We start from the raw sequence: 15,932 nt of genomic DNA, 5'->3' as shown, positions 1-15,932 counted from the left end.
CGGGGAGATGGGAGAAAGCAAGGAGATAAAAACGGACTCCTATCATGAACATCTATCGCGCCGGACAGGACCGCCCGCAACAGCCTGTCGAAAGGCTGGAGGCGGAAGCCGTCAATTCCGCAAAAACGCGCAAACCGCTCTACGAAGCACGCAGGAAGATTTTTCCCAAGCGCGCTGAGGGGCGGTTTCGGCGGTTCAAATGGCTGGTGATGCTGGTCACGCTCGGCATTTATTATCTGACGCCGTTCCTGCGCTGGGATCGCGGTCCCTATGCGCCGGATCAGGCGGTGCTGATCGATATCGCCAACCGGCGCTTTTATTTCTTCTTCATCGAAATCTGGCCGCAGGAGTTCTTCTTCGTCGCCGGATTGCTGGTCATGGCCGGGCTTGGGCTCTTTCTCGTCACGTCCGCTGTCGGGCGTGCATGGTGCGGTTACACCTGTCCGCAGACCGTCTGGGTCGACCTGTTTCTGGTGGTCGAGCGGGCGATAGAGGGCGATAGGAACGCGCGCATGAAACTGGATGCCGCGCCCTTCACATTCGGCAAATTGCGCAAGCGGGTGCTGAAACACGCGATCTGGCTGGTGATCGGCGTTCTGACCGGCGGCGCCTGGATTTTCTATTTCGCCGATGCGCCGACACTGGCGATGCAGTTCATGACCGGGCAGGCGCCGATGATCGCCTATTCCACCGTCGCCATCCTCACCGCCACCACCTATGTCTTCGGCGGGCTGATGCGGGAACAGGTCTGCACCTATATGTGTCCCTGGCCGCGCATTCAGGCGGCGATGCTGGATGAGAATTCGCTTGTCGTCACCTATAATGACTGGCGCGGCGAACCGCGCTCGCGGCATGCCAAGAAGGCTGCGGCGGCAGGGGAGAGCATCGGCGACTGCGTCGATTGCAATGCCTGCGTCGCGGTCTGTCCCATGGGCATTGATATCAGGGACGGGCAGCAGTTGGAATGCATCACCTGCGCGCTCTGCATCGATGCCTGCGACGGGGTGATGGACAAGATCGGCAAGCCGCGCGGGCTGATCGCCTATGCGACGCTTTCCGAATACCAGTCCAACATGGCGCTGGCGACCGGCAATGGTGAGCATGCCATCCGCCCCGCAAAGGTGCGCGAGGAGGACGGTAGCTTCAGGAAGAGCGTCCGCCACTTCAACTGGCGCATCGTCTTCCGGCCGCGCACGTTGCTTTACACGGCCATATGGTCGGCGGTCGGTATCGGCATGCTGTTTGCGCTGGTGACGCGCGAGCGGCTGGCGCTGAATGTCCTGCATGACCGCAATCCGCAATATGTGCTGGAATCGAACGGTTCCATTCGCAACGGCTATACGGTGCGCATTCTCAACATGGTGCCGCAGCCACGCACAATGAGCCTGACCATCGAGGGCATTCCGAATGCGGTGATGAAGATCAACGGCATGCCGGATACGGCCGCACGCACCTTCGAAGTGACGGTGGAGCCGGACGAGGCGACGACGCTGAAGGTCTTCGTCACCCTGCCGGGCAAAGATGTGGCGCGGGCGGCGGAAAATTTCGAATTCATCGTCAGCGATACGGGCGGCCATGAGACGGCCCGCTACGATGCTGTCTTCAACGCTCCGGGAGTGAAAAAATGACCGTGAACAATCGTCAGACGTCCGGTTTCACGTTCACCGGCTGGCATATGCTGGGTGTCATGCTGCTGTTTTTCGGCACCGTCATCACCGTCAACATGGTGATGGCCTGGAACGCGGTCAACAGCTGGAGCGGGCTCGTCGTGCCCAATACCTATGTGGCCAGCCAGCAGTTCAACGCCAAGGCGGAAGCCGCCAAGGCAAGGGCCGCGACCGGTATCAAGGGCAAGCTCATCGTGGATGAAAAGACGGTGCGTTACGAGGTATTTCATCCCGACACCGGCCCGGTCGACACCGATAAGGTGACGGCGCATTTTCGCCGGCCTGTCGGGGAACGCCAGAATTTCGACATGGAACTGACCCCGGTTTCCACCGGCGTCTTCACCGGCCCGCATGACATGTTGCCGGGCCAATGGATCGTCGAGGTTACCGCCGTCAAGGACGGCCGGATCATCGTGCATGAGGGCACGCGGATCGCCGTCATCAGGGGGCGCAAATGAGCTGCTGCGCACCGGGAACGGAAGGTTCGCTGCAACTTGGCGAGCCGGTCAATCCGCCATCGTCGGAGGAATTGCTGCTGGCGAGCCGCGATCTGGGGCAGGGGCTGCGCCAGACCGATCTCAGCGTGCCGGATGTGTATTGCGGCGTCTGCATCACCACCATCGAGACCGCGCTCGGCCGTCTGCGCCAAGTGGAGCGGGCGCGTGTGAACCTGTCGTCCAAACGTGTGGCGGTTGTCTGGAGGGAAGAGGTCAATGGCGTCAGGACCGATCCCGCCGAGATTGCCCGTACAATCCTGTCGACGGGATACCGCACACATCTTTTCGCCAGCGGGCAGGATGCTTCGGACGCGTTGCGCTCGCAGCTGATCAGGGCGGTGGCGCTGTGCGGTTTTGCCTCCGCCAATATCATGCTTCTGTCCGTTTCCGTGTGGTCGGGGGCGGATGCGGCGACGCGCGACATGTTCCACTGGATTTCGGCGATGATTGCCGCGCCGGCATTGATCTATGGCGGGCGTTTTTTCTATCAATCTGCCTGGAACGCGCTGAAACACGGCCGCACCAATATGGATGTGCCGATCGCGCTTGCCATCACGCTCTCTTATGCCGTTTCCCTGTGGGAGACGATCCATCACGGCGAACATGCCTGGTTCGATGCGACCGTCTCGCTGCTGTTCTTCCTGCTGATCGGCCGAACGCTTGACCATATCATGCGCGACAAGGCGCGCTCGGCCATTGCCGGGCTTGCCCATCTTTCGCCGCGCGGGGCAACGGTGATCGGTGAGAATGGAACGCGGGAGTATCGGCCGCTTGCCGATATCCAGCCGGGAATGTCGATTGCGATTGCGGCCGGGGACCGCGTGGCGGTGGATGCCGTGGTCGTCTCCGGCAGCAGCGATCTCGACATGTCCATCGTCAACGGTGAAAGCGCACCGCGCCGCGTTACGGCAGGCGACAGCCTTCAGGCCGGTACGCTCAATCTCACCGGTTCGCTGACTGCGCGGGTGACGGCGTCGGCGAAGGATTCCTTCCTTTCGGAAGTGATCGGGCTGATGGAGGCGGCCGAAGGCGGGCGGGCGCGTTACCGGCGCATCGCAGATCGCGCCGCGAGTTATTATTCTCCGGTGGTGCATCTTCTTGCGCTGGTGACGTTTCTCGGCTGGGGCATTTTCGGCGGTGACTGGAAACAGGCGATGCTGATCGCCATTGCGGTTCTCATCATCACCTGCCCCTGCGCGCTTGGCCTTGCCGTTCCCGTCGTGCAGGTGGTGGCCGCCGGAAGGCTGTTCCGGCACGGCATCATGGTCAAGGAAGGCTCGGCGATGGAGCGGCTGGCCGAAATCGATACCGTGCTGTTCGACAAGACCGGCACCCTGACTATCGGCAAACCGAGGTTGGTCGAGACTGGCGATGTGAAGCCCGCCACCATGGCGATTGCGGCGGGGCTTGCCGCCCATTCGCGGCATCCCCTGTCGAAAGCCCTGCATGCCGCCTATAGCGGCGCTGTGCCGACCTATGAGGCGGTGCGGGAAATTCCGGGCTCCGGCGTCGAGGCGGAGACGGAAGCCGGAACCTACCGGCTGGGCAATCGCCGTTTCGCATGCCCGGATGAAGCAAGCGTCGATAATGGCGATGCGCGGTCGGAAGTGGTGCTGTCCCTCGATGGCCGACATCTGGCGAGCTTCGGTTTCGAGGATAATCCGCGCGCAGGTGCGGTTGCGGCATTGCGCAGCCTGTCGGTACGGGGGCTGATGCAGGAAATCGTTTCGGGTGACCGGGCAGTAGCCGTCAGCGCCATGGCGCAGCGGCTGGGGATCGGCAACTGGCGTGCGGATCTGTCGCCGAAGGACAAGGCGGCGCGCTGCGCTGAGCTTGCCGGCGAAGGGCGCAGGGTGCTGATGGTGGGAGATGGTATCAACGACGCGCCGGCGCTTGCCGCCGCGTATGTGTCCATGGCGCCCGCCACCGCCGCCGATATCGGCCGGCAGGCAGCCGATTTCGTGTTCATGCAGGAAGATCTCGATGCCGTGCCTTTCGCAATCGAGACATCGCAACGGGCAGGAAGGCTGATCCGGCAGAACTTCGCGCTTGCCATCGGCTATAACGTCATCGCCGTGCCGATTGCGATTGCCGGTTACGCGACGCCGATGATCGCGGCCATCGCCATGTCGACATCGTCCCTGATCGTCGTGGCCAATGCATTGCGTCTTGCCGGTACGGCTGAAACCGTCCGTCCTCAGAACCAAGCGAAGACCGGATTTGCAGGCGAGGGGGCGCAACTGGCATGAATATGCTGATCTATCTCATTCCCGTCGCTCTGTTCTTAGGAGCGCTTGGCCTTTTCGCCTTCCTCTGGTCGGTGCGCTCGGGCCAATATGAGGATATGGACGGGGCCGCCTGGCGGGCGCTGGATGATGGCGATGACCGGCCCCGACGATCATAAGAGGCGAGGCGGGCTTGGCGTTTTGAACCGGCCTCGACCTGTCGCAAATATGCAAAGCTGATTTGCGTCATCAAAATTTAATCGTTTCAGTCCCGGCTAGCCTTGCCGTTTGTTCATTACAGTGCCACAACACGACCACCAAAAAGCAAGATGGAGGCACATCCGTGGAACAGGCAGAAATCGGTTTGATCGGTCTCGGCGTCATGGGCTCGAACCTGGCGTTGAACATCGCGGAAAAGGGCAACAAGATTGCCGTATTCAACCGAACCCCTGAAGCGACGAAAAAATTCTACGCCGAGGCTGGGGACTTGCAGGGACAGTTGATCCCCTGCGAAACCATCGAGGAATTCGTCGCCGCCATTCGCCCTCCGCGCCCGATCATCATCATGATCAAGGCCGGCGATCCGGTCGACCAGCAGATGGAAATCCTGAAACCGCATCTCGCCAATGGCGACATCATGATCGATGCCGGCAATGCGAATTTCCGCGATACGATCCGCCGTTTCGACAATCTGAAGGATAGCGGCCTGACCTTTATCGGCATGGGCGTTTCCGGCGGTGAAGAAGGTGCGCGCCATGGACCGTCGATCATGGTCGGCGGCACCGAGGATAGCTGGAAGCGTGTCGAGAAGGTGCTGACTTCCATTTCCGCCAAGTACAATAACGATCCGTGCGTGGCATGGCTCGGCAATGACGGCGCCGGCCACTTCGTCAAGACCATCCATAACGGCATCGAATATGCCGACATGCAGATGATCGCCGAAATCTACGGCATACTGCGTGACGGCCTTGGCATGAGCGCCGTGGAAATCGCCGATGTGTTCGCCGAATGGAACAAGGGCCGCCTGAATTCCTACCTGATCGAAATCACCGAGAAGGTTCTGCGCGCCGCCGATCCGATCACAGGCAAGCCGATGGTCGATCTGATCCTCGACAAGGCTGGCCAGAAGGGCACGGGCAAGTGGTCGGTCATCGAAGCACAGAACATGGGCGTCGCCGCAACCGCCATCGAGGCGGCCGTGGCTGCCCGTATCCTGTCGTCGCAGAAGGATGAGCGCGAGGCTGCCGAGAAGATCTTCGGTCTGCCGACCGTTGCGCCTGCACCGGCTGACAAAAAGGCTTTCATCGCCGATCTGGAAAGCGCGCTTCTGGCCGCCAAGGTCGGCGCTTATGCGCAGGGCTTCGCGATCATGTCGGCCGCTTCCAAGGAGTTCAACTGGAACCTGCCGATGCCGACGATCGCCCGCATCTGGCGCGCCGGCTGCATCATCCGCTCGGAATTCCTCGATGAGATCACCTCGGCCTTCACCAAGGACCCGCATGTGGCCAACCTCATCGTGACGCCTGCCTTTGCCGGCATCGTCAAGGATACCGACGCACCGCTGCGTCGTGTCGTTTCCTATGCCGTCCTCTCCGGCCTGCCGGTTTCGGCGCTGGCTTCGGCGCTCGGCTATTTCGACGCCTATCGCCGTGGCCGCGGCAGCGCCAACCTCATTCAGGCGCAGCGCGACTTCTTCGGCGCGCATGGTTTCGAACGCACCGACGGTGTGGACAAGCCGCATGGCCCTTGGGGCAGCGGCGCCGACATTTTCTGATCGGCTGAAACGACAAACGATAAAAGGCCCGCGCGAGCGGGCCTTTTTCATTTCATTGATGCCTGGATTATCGGGCGGCGGCGAGGCCGACGATCAGGCCGCTGACGGCATTGATGAGCAGGAACTGGTTGTCGACGCGCACCCAGCGCTGGTCGCGGCGCGGTTCGGCAAGGCGATAGCGGCGATAATCGCGGCGGTCGATGACGTGGCGGCGTTCGCCTGCAGACAGGCGCTGGCCGCGATCCCAGCGGTGCTTCTTGACGATGACTTTCTTGGTGGTGACCTGACGCTCGACGGTAACGCCGCGATGGCGATCGTCGTGGCGGCTTTGGGCCTGAGCCATCGGAGCGGCGAGAACGGTGGCGGCCAGAAGAATGGTGACGAACTTTTTCATGGAAGTTTCCTCTTGGGTTTCGATGAGGAGAACTTACGAATAAACGAATGAACGGAAACTGAATTTAAAATTACATTTATGTAATGGTTGTTAACGGTTAGGGGTGGGAGTTAATCTTTTGTTTTGAGATTTTTGGCCCGGCTTTTGCAATGTGCAGACCGCCCGGCGGAACCGGGCGGTCTCTCCTCAGTCAGACGCGTTCGGCGGATTTTGCCCAGAGGTTGATATCCGCTTCCTTGGCGTAACGGTCGATTTCGGCAAGTTCCTCGGCCGTGAAATCCGGCTTGTCGAGCGCCTTCACGCAATCCTCGACCTGTTCGACACGGCTTGCGCCAATGAGCGCCGAGGTGATGCGGCCGCCGCGCAGAACCCAGGCAATCGCCATCTGCGCCAGCGTCTGGCCGCGCCGCTCGGCAATGCTGTTGAGTGCACGGATGTTCTCGACATTGCGCTCGTTGAGGAAAGCGGGGTTCAGCGACTTGCTCTGCGCGGCACGGCTGCCCTGCGGCACGCCACCCAGATATTTCGTCGTCAACATGCCCTGCGCCAGCGGGGAGAAGACGATGGAGCCGATGCCCAGTTCTTCCAGCGTATCGACGAGACCGTCTTCCTCGATCCAGCGGTTGATCATCGAATAGCTCGGCTGATGGATGATGCAGGGCGTGCCGAGGTCCTTCAGGATCGCGGCGGCCTCGCGGGTGCGCTTCGAATTATAGGACGAGATGCCGACATAAAGCGCCTTGCCCGAACGCACGATCTGGTCCAGCGCGCCGCAGGTTTCCTCAAGCGGCGTATTGGGGTCGAAACGATGGGAATAGAAAATATCGACGTAATCCAGACCCATGCGCTTCAGGCTCTGGTCGCAGGAGGCGATCACATATTTGCGGCTGCCCCATTCGCCATAGGGGCCGGGCCACATGTTGTAACCGGCCTTGGAGGAGATGATCATCTCATCGCGATAGCCGGCAAAATCCGTCTTCAGGATTTCACCGAAGGCGGTTTCAGCGCTGCCGGGCGGCGGGCCGTAATTGTTGGCGAGATCGAAATGGGTGATGCCGAGATCGAAAGCGCGGCGGCATATGGCCTGTTTGGTCTGGTGCGGCGTGTCGTTGCCGAAATTGTGCCAGAGCCCGAGCGAAATCGCCGGCAGCTTCAGGCCGGTCTTGCCGCAGTGATTATATTTCATGGATGCATATCGGTTTTCGGCCGGTTGCCAAACCATGGGTCTTCCTCCGCTTGCTGATGACTGGCTGCCGGAGAACCCGGCAACCTTTTGAACCGATGAAGACAGGCGTGGGTTCACCTGTTATTCCCGAGAGGGATGGTTATGCCTTTCTCCGCATGGTTTCAATGCCGGGATTGGGCGAGGATTGGCAGGTATGAAGATCGAAGATGCGGAAATGCGGCTGGGGGCCGTCCGCCTTCGGGGTGAAGATGATACGGCGCGTTTCGCCGGCGGCAAGATCGAAGAGATTGTCGGAATAACGTCCGGGCTGATCTGCCTCCAGCATGACGAAGAGGGCGAGACCCGTGGCGGTGACATCGATTTCGAACTGGCCGTTTTTCAGTATATTGGTGGTGAATGTCAGGCCGGCGGGCTGAAGCTCCAGCGCCTTGTAGCTATCGCGCACATGGTGGCCTTCACCGGTCATGCCGTTGGAAGCGATGAAGCTCCAGGCAAGGACGGCGCCGTCAGGCAGGCTGTCCATGTCGATATCGGTCAGCATGGCGGCCCTGTCGGTCGCGCAGGTGCCGTTGGCGGATTTCAGCGGCACGCGGTTGCCGTCCATGGTCAGCGCAACGATGTTCATGTCGATTTCCACATCCTCCGCCGTGTCGTTGACCATGGAGAAGCTCACCCGGCGTCCATCTTCGGAAGGGATGGCCGAGACCGTGACCGGCTGGAAGAAACGGCGGGCGGCATAATGCAGTGCTTTCCAGCCGCCGCCATAATCGAGACTCGACCATGAGGCGACCGGCCAGGTGTCGTTCAGCTGCCAATAAAGCGTGCCCATGCAATGGGGCTTGAGCGAGCGCCAATAATCGACAGCCGTGCGGATCGCCAGCGCCTGCTGGACCTGACTGAGATAAACGAAATTCTCGAAATCCTTCGGGAAGCGGAAGTAACGGAACATGGTGCCCGCAATCCGCTCATTGCCGCCGACATTCTTCTGGTGCAGCTCGATGACTGGGGAGGCAATGTTCATGTCCCTGTCTTCCGCGTAGGTGCGGATGACGGGCATGGATGTATAGGACTGGAAACCGAATTCGGAGCAGAAGCGCGGTTTCACCGAACGATAATTGTCGAACGACTTGTTCTCGTGCCAGACGGACCAGTAATGCATGTCGCCGGAACCATCCGCGTGCCAGGCATCACCATAATCGAGATAACCGGAGGCGGGGCTCGATGGCCACCACAGCGCTTCGGGAGCGGCTTTTTTCAGGGCCCGTTCGATGGTGCGGTTGAGGCGGTCATAGGCCACGAGATAACGGTCGCGATTGTTGCGGGATTCATCGAACCAGGTCAGCGCACCCACCAGCTCGTTATCGCCGCACCAGAGCGCGATGGACGGATGCGAGGAGAGGCGTTTCACCTGATAGTCGACCTCGTGTTCGACATTGTCGAGGAAGTCCTCGCTGCAGGGGTAAAGGTTGCAGGCGAACATGAAATCCTGCCAGACCAGCAGGCCGAGACGATCGCAGAGATCGTAGAACCAGTCTTCCTCATAGAACCCGCCGCCCCAGACGCGGATCATGTTCATATTGGCCTCGACCGCGGAGCAGAGAAGGTCTTCGGTCTTTTCCCGGCTGGTCAGCGAATAGAGCGCATCGGCGGGGATCCAGTTGGCGCCGCGGCAGAAGATTTCCCGGCCATTGATGCGGAAGGCAAAGCGGCTGCCTGCTTCATCCTTGTCCGTCAGAAGCTCGATGGTCCTGAAGCCAATCTGGCGGGTCACGGTCTCATCGGGCAATTCCACCGTCAGCCCGTAGAGTGTCTGTTCGCCACTGCCGGCTGGCCACCAGAGCTCCGGATTTTCCACGAAGAAGACGTGGCGCACCACCGTTTCACCGGCTCCGACGCCGCAATCGAGCCTGAGCCTTTCGTCATTCAGCGACAGATAGACCGGCAGGCTCGCGGGGCCTTCGGCAAACAGCGTGACGGCCACATGCAGTTCCACGCCGCCTTCGACATGGTGCTGCGAGGTGACGATATGTTCGATGCGGGCTGTATCGAGGCGCTTCAGCAGGATTTTGCCGTAAAGGCCGAGCGGCGCAATCGCGATATTCCAGTCCCAGCCGAAATGGCATTGCGGCTTGCGCAGCATGTTGCCATTGGCAATCGGCGAATTGCCGGGGTGATAGGGAATATAGAAAGGCTGCCGTGCCTGCCGTTCCGCACCGGCCGCGATGTTGGAATGGAAATGGATGCGGATGGTGTTTTCACCCGGCCGCACAGCCCGCGAAACATCCGGGCGGTAACGGCGGAAACAATTGTCGGCGCTCAGGACCGGGATGTCGTTGACGAAGACGATGGCGACGGTGTCGAGGTAATCGATATCGAGATACCAGCTGGCATCCGCCTCATCGAGGATAAAGGTTCGCTCGAGAATCCAGTCCTGCTGCGCGACCCATTGCACCGCCTTCTCATTGGCGCCGTGATAGGGATCGGGAATGATGCCCGCATTTTTGAGCGCGGTGTGAATATCGCCCGGTACGGAAAGCTGGGTGGCGTGGTCTCCTTCCACCGAGGTCAGGCGCCAGGACCCGGCCAGATCGACGACGGTTTCGGGCGAGGAAGAAGAAATCATAATCGGACCCTGCATAATATGAATTCGAAGAAGACTGGGCTGCATCATGGTGCAGGCTTGTGTCAGAATCTGGGGGAGAATGGATGCGTGCAAAGCGGCTGCCTCACATTTATCCGGCTTTGCGATTTCCTCCCTTCGGCAACGTTACCGTAAAACAATCGTTCCGTCATTCCTTTGAGTGACAATCTGTAACATGAAAAATGCCGGGGAAGGCCGGGTCTTGATAATGACGTTGCCTCGTCCAAAATTAATCTATTTTTATTATTTTATATTAGCGTGTTATATGGATTTTTTAATCTATATAATGAGGAAATTTATCCAATGATATCCGGACTTTTGGCCCCGTAAGAAAAAGAACGCGGTCGGGAAATATTTTCCGGACCTATATCGTTTTAGCTGAATTGGCCGATAGCCGGACAGGACCGGCCTTTGACCGCAGACCTTTGCCTTTGCAACAGGGCAAAAGCTATCTATGATTACCGTTCGGTAAAGCGTGGCGAAATGACATGAACGATACTGGCAAATCCGGCAGGGACGACATACCCGCGACCACGGGCGAGCGTCCGACCTTGAAGACAATCGCCTATATGACGGGTCTCGGCATCACCACCGTATCGCGCGCACTGAAGGATGCGCCCGATATCGGCGCTGAAACCAAGGAGCGCGTGCGGCTGATCGCCCGGCAGATCGGCTACCAGCCAAACCGCGCCGGGGTGCGCCTTCGCACCGGCAAGACCAATGTGATTGCCCTTGTGCTGAGTGTCGATGAAGAACTGATGGGTTTCACCAGCCAGATGGTCTTCGGCATCACCGAGGTTCTTTCCACGACACAATATCATCTGGTCGTGACGCCCCACATCCATGCCAAGGATTCCATGGTGCCGATCCGCTATATTCTCGATACCGGTTCGGCGGATGGGGTCATTATTTCGAAGATCGAGCCCAACGATCCGCGCGTTCGTTTCATGACCGAGCGCAACATGCCCTTCGTCACCCATGGGCGGTCCGATATGGGCATCGACCATGCCTTTCATGATTTCGATAACGAAGCCTATGCCTATGAGGCGGTCGAACGGCTGGCGCAATGCGGGCGTAAAAGGATCGCCGTCGTCGTGCCGCCATCGCGGTTTTCATTCCACGATCACGCCCGCAAGGGGTTCTTGAGGGCAATCAGGGATTTCGGCCTTAGCGAATTTCCGCTGGATGCCATCACCATCGAAACGCCGCTCGAAAAAATCCGCGATTTCGGCCAGCGGCTGATGCAATCGGATGACCGTCCCGACGGCATCGTTTCGATCAGCGGCAGCAGCACCATTGCGCTGGTGGCGGGTTTCGAAGCGGCAGGTGTGAAAATCGGCGAAGATATCGATATCGTCTCGAAACAGTCCGCCGAGTTCCTGAACTGGATCAAACCGCAGATCCACACCGTCAATGAGGATATCAAACTGGCGGGCAGGGAGCTTGCGAAGGCCCTTCTGGCGCGCATTAACGGCGCGCCGCCGGAAACCCTGCAGAGCATCAGCAGCCCTGTCTGGTCTTCGATGGCGCCGAAGCCGTAACGAGCTGCTTTGCGATTGATGGCGTGACGTCTCCACCCAGCGATTGTCGCGCCTCGTTTCCTTATGCAGTACTTTATATTTCAATCGCAAGTAACTGTTTTAAAATATATATTATTCCGATTATTCACGCCTCGGCCGTATTCCGGTTCAAAGCCGGAATGACGGAACCGGGGCGTTAGGGGCGGCAATACGCATCAGGACAGGCAATCCTTCAGCGAGCCTGCAATGCCGCGCATCAGCTTGAAATAGAGGTCCGGGCCGGGTTCCAGCGTCGCTGCCTCCGGATCGAGCGTCGCCGATTTCGCGGCGGTGCCTTCGGTGATGACCGAAATCAGCTTCGGCTCGAATTGCGGTTCAGCGAAAACGCAGGTTGCGCCGAGCTGGCGAACCTTTTCCTGCATCTGCTTGACGCGGTCCGCACCGGGCAGGGTTTCGGGGCTGACGGTGATCGATCCAGCCGTCTTCACGCCGTAACGATGCTCGAAATATTGATAGGCATCGTGGAACACGATGAAGGGCTTGTCCTTCACCGGCTTGACCGTTTCCTTGAGTTCGGCGTCGAGCGCATCGAGGTCGTCGATCAGTTTTTTGGTGTTGGCCTGATAGGTCGCGGCATTGCCGGCATCGGCGGCGATCAGCGCGGTTTCTATCGTCTGCGCCATGGCCTTGGCATTTTCGGGATCGAGCCAGAGATGGGTATCGTATGCGCCGTGGTCATGGTCCTCGTGACCCTCCGCATGGTCGTGTCCATGATCGTGCGCGCCTTCCTCTTCAGCGTGGCCGTCATGCGCCTCGTGGCCTTCATCGCCATGGTCATGTGCTTCAAAGGGGCCGCCTTCGCGGAAGGGCAGCTTTTCCAGACCCTTTGCGTCTTCCAGTTCCACCACGGTTGCCTTGCTGGCAAGCGCTTCGAGCGGCTTTTCCAGGAATGCTTCCAGTCCCGGCCCAACCCAGAAGACCACATCGGCCTTTTCGAGCTTGCGGGCATTGGACGGTCTGAGATTATAGGTGTGCGGCGAAGCCGCGCCGTCGACGATGAGCTGCGGTTCGCCGACGCCCCGCATGATGGCGGCGACGAGGGAATGGACGGGCTTGATCGAGACCACGACATCGGGCGCGGCGGTGGCGCCGGAAGCGGCGGCCGCTATTGCCACCGATGCCATGAGCGGGATCAGGAACGATTTCATGAAATGCACTCCACTTGAAGAAGTATAGTTATGTTATTACATTTATTGCGTAACTCTATAACGTATGCAATAGCGGTAAGCAACATCGCCGAACGGACAATCCCATGCTTCATTCCGCCCATCGGGGCAAAGAGATACTGGTTTCCCTTGCCAATGCCGGCGTGCGGCGCAACGGCCGCTGGCTGGTGCGTGGCGTGGAATTTTCCGTCAGCAAAGGCGAGATCGTCACGCTGATCGGGCCGAACGGTTCCGGCAAATCCACCAGCGCGAAAATGGCGATCGGCGTGGTGAAGCCGACCGAGGGCGAGGTTTCGCGCATTGCCGGTCTGAAGGTCGGTTATGTGCCGCAGAAGCTTTCCGTGGACTGGACCATGCCGCTTTCGGTGCGCCGGCTGATGACGCTGACCGGGCCGCTGCCAGCCCGTGAAATCGACGCGGCGCTGAATGCGACGGGCATTGCGCATCTCGCCAATGCGGAAGTGCAGCACCTTTCCGGCGGCGAGTTCCAGCGCGCGCTTCTGGCCCGCGCCATCGCCCGCAAACCCGATCTGCTGGTTCTCGACGAGCCCGTGCAGGGTGTCGATTTCTCCGGCGAGATCGCGCTCTATGATTTGATAAAAAATATCAGAAATTCAAATAATTGTGGAATTTTGTTAATCTCGCATGATCTGCATGTGGTGATGGCCGAAACCGACACCGTCATATGCCTGAACGGCCATGTCTGCTGCCGGGGCACGCCGCAGGCGGTTAGCCAGAGCCCGGAATATATGCGGCTGTTCGGCGGCGCCGCAGCCAAGGCGCTTGCCGTCTATAGCCACCATCACGATCATACCCATTTGCCCGATGGTCGGGTGCAGCATGCGGATGGTTCGGTGACCGATCATTGCCACCCCGAGGATGGGCACCATCATATGCATGACCACGGCCACCACCACGACAGCCATGACGAATGCGGCTGCGGCCATGAGCATGAGGGCCATACGCCTCCCAGCGAGCGGCAGGGAGAGCGCCATGTTTGACGATTTCTTCGTTCGCGCCATGGTCGCCGGTATTGGCGTTGCGCTCACTGCCGGTCCTCTCGGCTGTTTCGTCGTCTGGCGGCGCATGGCCTATTTCGGCGATACGATGGCCCATTCGGCGCTGCTTGGCGTCGCGCTGTCGCTGCTGTTGCAGCTCAACCTCATCGTCAGCGTCTTTCTGGTGGCGTCGGCGGTTTCGATCCTGTTGCTCTTTTTGCAACGGCGTCAGGCGCTCTCCGCCGATGCATTGCTTGGCATCTTGTCCCATTCGGCGCTGGCGATAGGACTCGTCATCGTCGCTTTCATGAGTTGGGTGCGCATCGATCTCGTCTCGTTCCTGTTCGGCGATATTCTCGCGGTTACCCGCAGCGATATTGCCCTGATTTGGGGAGGCGGGCTGGTGGTCATCGTCTCCATGGTGTTCCTGTGGCGGTCGCTGCTTGCCTCCACCGTCAATACGGAGCTGGCCGAAGCCGAGGGGCTGAACCCGGAGCGCGCAAAGCTGATCTTCACGCTATTGATGGCGCTGGTGATCGCCATTGCCATGAAGGTGGTCGGTATCATGCTCATCACGTCATTGCTCATCATACCGGCGGCGACCGCCAGACGCTTTTCCGCCACGCCTGAGGTGATGGCGGTGGTGGCTTCGCTGATCGGCGCAGTCGCCGTTGTCGGCGGCCTGTTCGGCTCGCTCAGTTACGACACACCGTCCGGCCCATCCATCGTGGTTGCCGCGGTGATCCTCTTCGTTATAAGCCTGTTGCCGGCGCCGGGTTTTTCCCGCGCCGCGGATGAAGGAGGCAAATCATGAATGCGCAGACCCAGCAGAACCTCACCAAGAACCAGTCGCTGGTCATGAATGCCCTCTCAAACGCGCATCAGCCGCTCAGCGCCTATATGATCCTCGACAAGCTGCGGGATGAGGGGTTTCGTGCGCCGCTGCAGGTTTACCGGGCGCTGGAAAAGCTGGTGGAGTTTGGTCTCGTGCACCGGCTCGAGAGCCTCAACGCCTTCGTTGCCTGCACCCATACGCAGGCGGAGTGCTGCTCGCACCACCATGGCACGGTGGCTTTCGCCATCTGCGAATCCTGCGGGCAGGTGACGGAATTCCACGATCATGAAATCGACCACCGTCTCGAGCGCTGGGTGAAGGACAGCAAGTTCAAGGCGGAAAAGACCACCATTGAAATTCGCGGCCTCTGCGCCGCCTGCTCGGCTTAGTCTCACGGCAGGGCGGGCGTGGATGCCCGCCGTTTCCTACCCCTCGATTATCGCCAGATCTTTCGAAAAGCGCTTCCAGTTTTCGATGTATTTTTCCGCCGAGCGGCGAAGCCCCGCGACGGCCTCGTCATCCAACGTGCGGATGGCGCGCGCCGGCGAGCCGACAATCAGGGAATTGTCCGGAAACTCCTTGCCCTCCGTCACCAGCGCATTGGCGCCGACGAGGCAGTTGCGGCCGATCTTCGCGCCGTTCAGGATCGTCGCACCCATGCCGATGAGCGAATTGTCGCCAATGGTGCTGCCATGCACGATGGCATGGTGGCCGATGGTGCACATTTCGCCGATGACAGCGGGAAAACCGGGATCGCTATGCACCATCACGCCTTCCTGAATATTGGTGCCGCGCCCGATGCTGATCGGCTCGTTATCGCCGCGCAGCGTTGCGCCGAACCAGATGCCGACATCCTCGCCGAGCGTGACAGAGCCGATGACATTGGCGTCGGGGGCAACCCAGTAGCGATCGGGCGCAGGGGTCTGCGGCACCCGGTCGGCGAGGCGGTAAAGCGGCATGGTGGTGTCC

14 protein-coding genes are annotated in these 15,932 nt (G+C 59.8%); 9 read left to right on the top strand and 5 right to left on the bottom strand.

Annotation, left to right across the window (positions count from 1 at the left end):
* Window positions 1-44: 44 nt before the first annotated feature.
* From ccoG to gndA, 5 genes are all read left to right on the top strand, one after another.
* Window positions 45-1,628, top strand: a complete 1,584-nt coding sequence (gene ccoG, locus ACQZ60_RS07525; RefSeq protein WP_448735005.1) for a cytochrome c oxidase accessory protein CcoG — start codon at window positions 45-47, stop codon at window positions 1,626-1,628.
* Window positions 1,625-2,125, top strand: a complete 501-nt coding sequence (locus tag ACQZ60_RS07520) for a FixH family protein (protein WP_142845515.1) — start codon at window positions 1,625-1,627, stop codon at window positions 2,123-2,125. The genes ccoG and ACQZ60_RS07520 overlap by 4 nt, the downstream gene beginning before the upstream one ends.
* Window positions 2,122-4,413 carry a cation-translocating P-type ATPase gene (locus tag ACQZ60_RS07515; RefSeq protein WP_448735004.1) on the top strand — a complete coding sequence of 764 codons (2,292 nt, stop codon included), beginning with the start codon at window positions 2,122-2,124 and terminating at the stop codon, window positions 4,411-4,413. Before ACQZ60_RS07520 ends, ACQZ60_RS07515 begins: the two co-directional genes overlap by 4 nt.
* Entirely contained in the window at window positions 4,410-4,568 is a 159-nt protein-coding gene (gene ccoS / locus ACQZ60_RS07510) for a cbb3-type cytochrome oxidase assembly protein CcoS (RefSeq protein ID WP_003502794.1), read from the top strand. The genes ACQZ60_RS07515 and ccoS overlap by 4 nt, the downstream gene beginning before the upstream one ends.
* Before the next feature lie 164 nt (window positions 4,569-4,732).
* Window positions 4,733-6,163 (top strand): NADP-dependent phosphogluconate dehydrogenase, encoded by a 1,431-nt coding sequence (gene gndA, locus ACQZ60_RS07505; protein ID WP_003525022.1) that lies wholly within the window; start codon window positions 4,733-4,735, stop codon window positions 6,161-6,163.
* A 67-nt stretch (window positions 6,164-6,230) separates the two neighbouring features.
* Here the strand turns inward: gndA and ACQZ60_RS07500 are convergent, their stop codons facing one another.
* The 3 genes from ACQZ60_RS07500 to ACQZ60_RS07490 form a co-directional block, all read right to left on the bottom strand.
* On the bottom strand, window positions 6,231-6,557 hold the full coding sequence (locus tag ACQZ60_RS07500; RefSeq protein ID WP_035223395.1) for an RcnB family protein: 327 nt from the start codon (window positions 6,555-6,557) through the stop codon (window positions 6,231-6,233).
* A 190-nt stretch (window positions 6,558-6,747) separates the two neighbouring features.
* The gene (gene mgrA, locus ACQZ60_RS07495) at window positions 6,748-7,779 is read right to left on the bottom strand and encodes an L-glyceraldehyde 3-phosphate reductase (RefSeq protein WP_080852007.1); all 1,032 of its coding nucleotides are present in this window, start codon (window positions 7,777-7,779) and stop codon (window positions 6,748-6,750) included.
* 103 nt (window positions 7,780-7,882) lie between these two features.
* On the bottom strand, window positions 7,883-10,381 hold the full coding sequence (locus tag ACQZ60_RS07490) for a beta-mannosidase (protein ID WP_448735003.1): 2,499 nt from the start codon (window positions 10,379-10,381) through the stop codon (window positions 7,883-7,885).
* A gap of 491 nt (window positions 10,382-10,872) precedes the next feature.
* Here ACQZ60_RS07490 and ACQZ60_RS07485 point away from each other — a divergent pair, with 491 nt between their 5' ends.
* Window positions 10,873-11,925: a LacI family transcriptional regulator gene (locus ACQZ60_RS07485; RefSeq protein WP_020811500.1), complete on the top strand. Its 1,053-nt coding sequence runs from the start codon at window positions 10,873-10,875 to the stop codon at window positions 11,923-11,925.
* 194 nt (window positions 11,926-12,119) lie between these two features.
* Here the strand turns inward: ACQZ60_RS07485 and znuA are convergent, their stop codons facing one another.
* Window positions 12,120-13,112, bottom strand: coding sequence for a zinc ABC transporter substrate-binding protein ZnuA (gene znuA / locus ACQZ60_RS07480; RefSeq protein WP_035262139.1), 993 nt, complete (start codon window positions 13,110-13,112; stop codon window positions 12,120-12,122).
* Between the two features lie 104 nt (window positions 13,113-13,216).
* On the opposite strand from znuA, the gene znuC reads away from it, so the two are divergent.
* From znuC to zur, 3 genes are read left to right on the top strand one after another with little or no spacing between them, the layout of a single operon-like run.
* On the top strand, window positions 13,217-14,131 hold the full coding sequence (gene znuC, locus ACQZ60_RS07475) for a zinc ABC transporter ATP-binding protein ZnuC (RefSeq protein WP_035262138.1): 915 nt from the start codon (window positions 13,217-13,219) through the stop codon (window positions 14,129-14,131).
* Complete coding sequence (gene znuB, locus ACQZ60_RS07470; RefSeq protein ID WP_020809931.1) at window positions 14,124-14,942, top strand: zinc ABC transporter permease subunit ZnuB; 819 nt, start codon at window positions 14,124-14,126, stop codon at window positions 14,940-14,942. Before znuC ends, znuB begins: the two co-directional genes overlap by 8 nt.
* Entirely contained in the window at window positions 14,939-15,352 is a 414-nt protein-coding gene (gene zur, locus ACQZ60_RS07465; protein ID WP_020809932.1) for a zinc uptake transcriptional repressor Zur, read from the top strand. The genes znuB and zur overlap by 4 nt, the downstream gene beginning before the upstream one ends.
* 36 nt (window positions 15,353-15,388) lie before the next feature.
* Here zur and ACQZ60_RS07460 read toward each other — a convergent pair whose 3' ends face one another.
* A complete protein-coding gene (locus tag ACQZ60_RS07460; protein WP_020809933.1) occupies window positions 15,389-15,922 on the bottom strand; it encodes a gamma carbonic anhydrase family protein in 534 nt (177 codons plus the stop codon).
* Window positions 15,923-15,932: the final 10 nt, after the last annotated feature.

The sequence above is a fragment of the Agrobacterium sp. 22-223-1 genome (genome assembly GCF_053522385.1).
This window is presented reverse-complemented; position numbering and strand designations above follow the sequence as displayed.

What these genes read in the sequence shown, in the direction of transcription:
- ACQZ60_RS07485 (WP_020811500.1), top strand. Translation starts at nt 10,873, where the DNA reads ATGAACGATACTGGCAAATCCGGCAGGGACGACATACCCGCGACCACG.
- ACQZ60_RS07500 (WP_035223395.1), bottom strand. Translation starts at nt 6,557, where the DNA reads ATGAAAAAGTTCGTCACCATTCTTCTGGCCGCCACCGTTCTCGCCGCT.
- znuA (WP_035262139.1), bottom strand. Translation starts at nt 13,112, where the DNA reads ATGAAATCGTTCCTGATCCCGCTCATGGCATCGGTGGCAATAGCGGCC.
- znuC (WP_035262138.1), top strand. Translation starts at nt 13,217, where the DNA reads ATGCTTCATTCCGCCCATCGGGGCAAAGAGATACTGGTTTCCCTTGCC.
- ccoG (WP_448735005.1), top strand. Translation starts at nt 45, where the DNA reads ATGAACATCTATCGCGCCGGACAGGACCGCCCGCAACAGCCTGTCGAA.
- ACQZ60_RS07515 (WP_448735004.1), top strand. Translation starts at nt 2,122, where the DNA reads ATGAGCTGCTGCGCACCGGGAACGGAAGGTTCGCTGCAACTTGGCGAG.
- ACQZ60_RS07490 (WP_448735003.1), bottom strand. Translation starts at nt 10,381, where the DNA reads ATGCAGGGTCCGATTATGATTTCTTCTTCCTCGCCCGAAACCGTCGTC.
- ccoS (WP_003502794.1), top strand. Translation starts at nt 4,410, where the DNA reads ATGAATATGCTGATCTATCTCATTCCCGTCGCTCTGTTCTTAGGAGCG.
- ACQZ60_RS07520 (WP_142845515.1), top strand. Translation starts at nt 1,625, where the DNA reads ATGACCGTGAACAATCGTCAGACGTCCGGTTTCACGTTCACCGGCTGG.
- znuB (WP_020809931.1), top strand. Translation starts at nt 14,124, where the DNA reads ATGTTTGACGATTTCTTCGTTCGCGCCATGGTCGCCGGTATTGGCGTT.
- ACQZ60_RS07460 (WP_020809933.1), bottom strand. Translation starts at nt 15,922, where the DNA reads ATGCCGCTTTACCGCCTCGCCGACCGGGTGCCGCAGACCCCTGCGCCC.
- mgrA (WP_080852007.1), bottom strand. Translation starts at nt 7,779, where the DNA reads ATGGTTTGGCAACCGGCCGAAAACCGATATGCATCCATGAAATATAAT.
- zur (WP_020809932.1), top strand. Translation starts at nt 14,939, where the DNA reads ATGAATGCGCAGACCCAGCAGAACCTCACCAAGAACCAGTCGCTGGTC.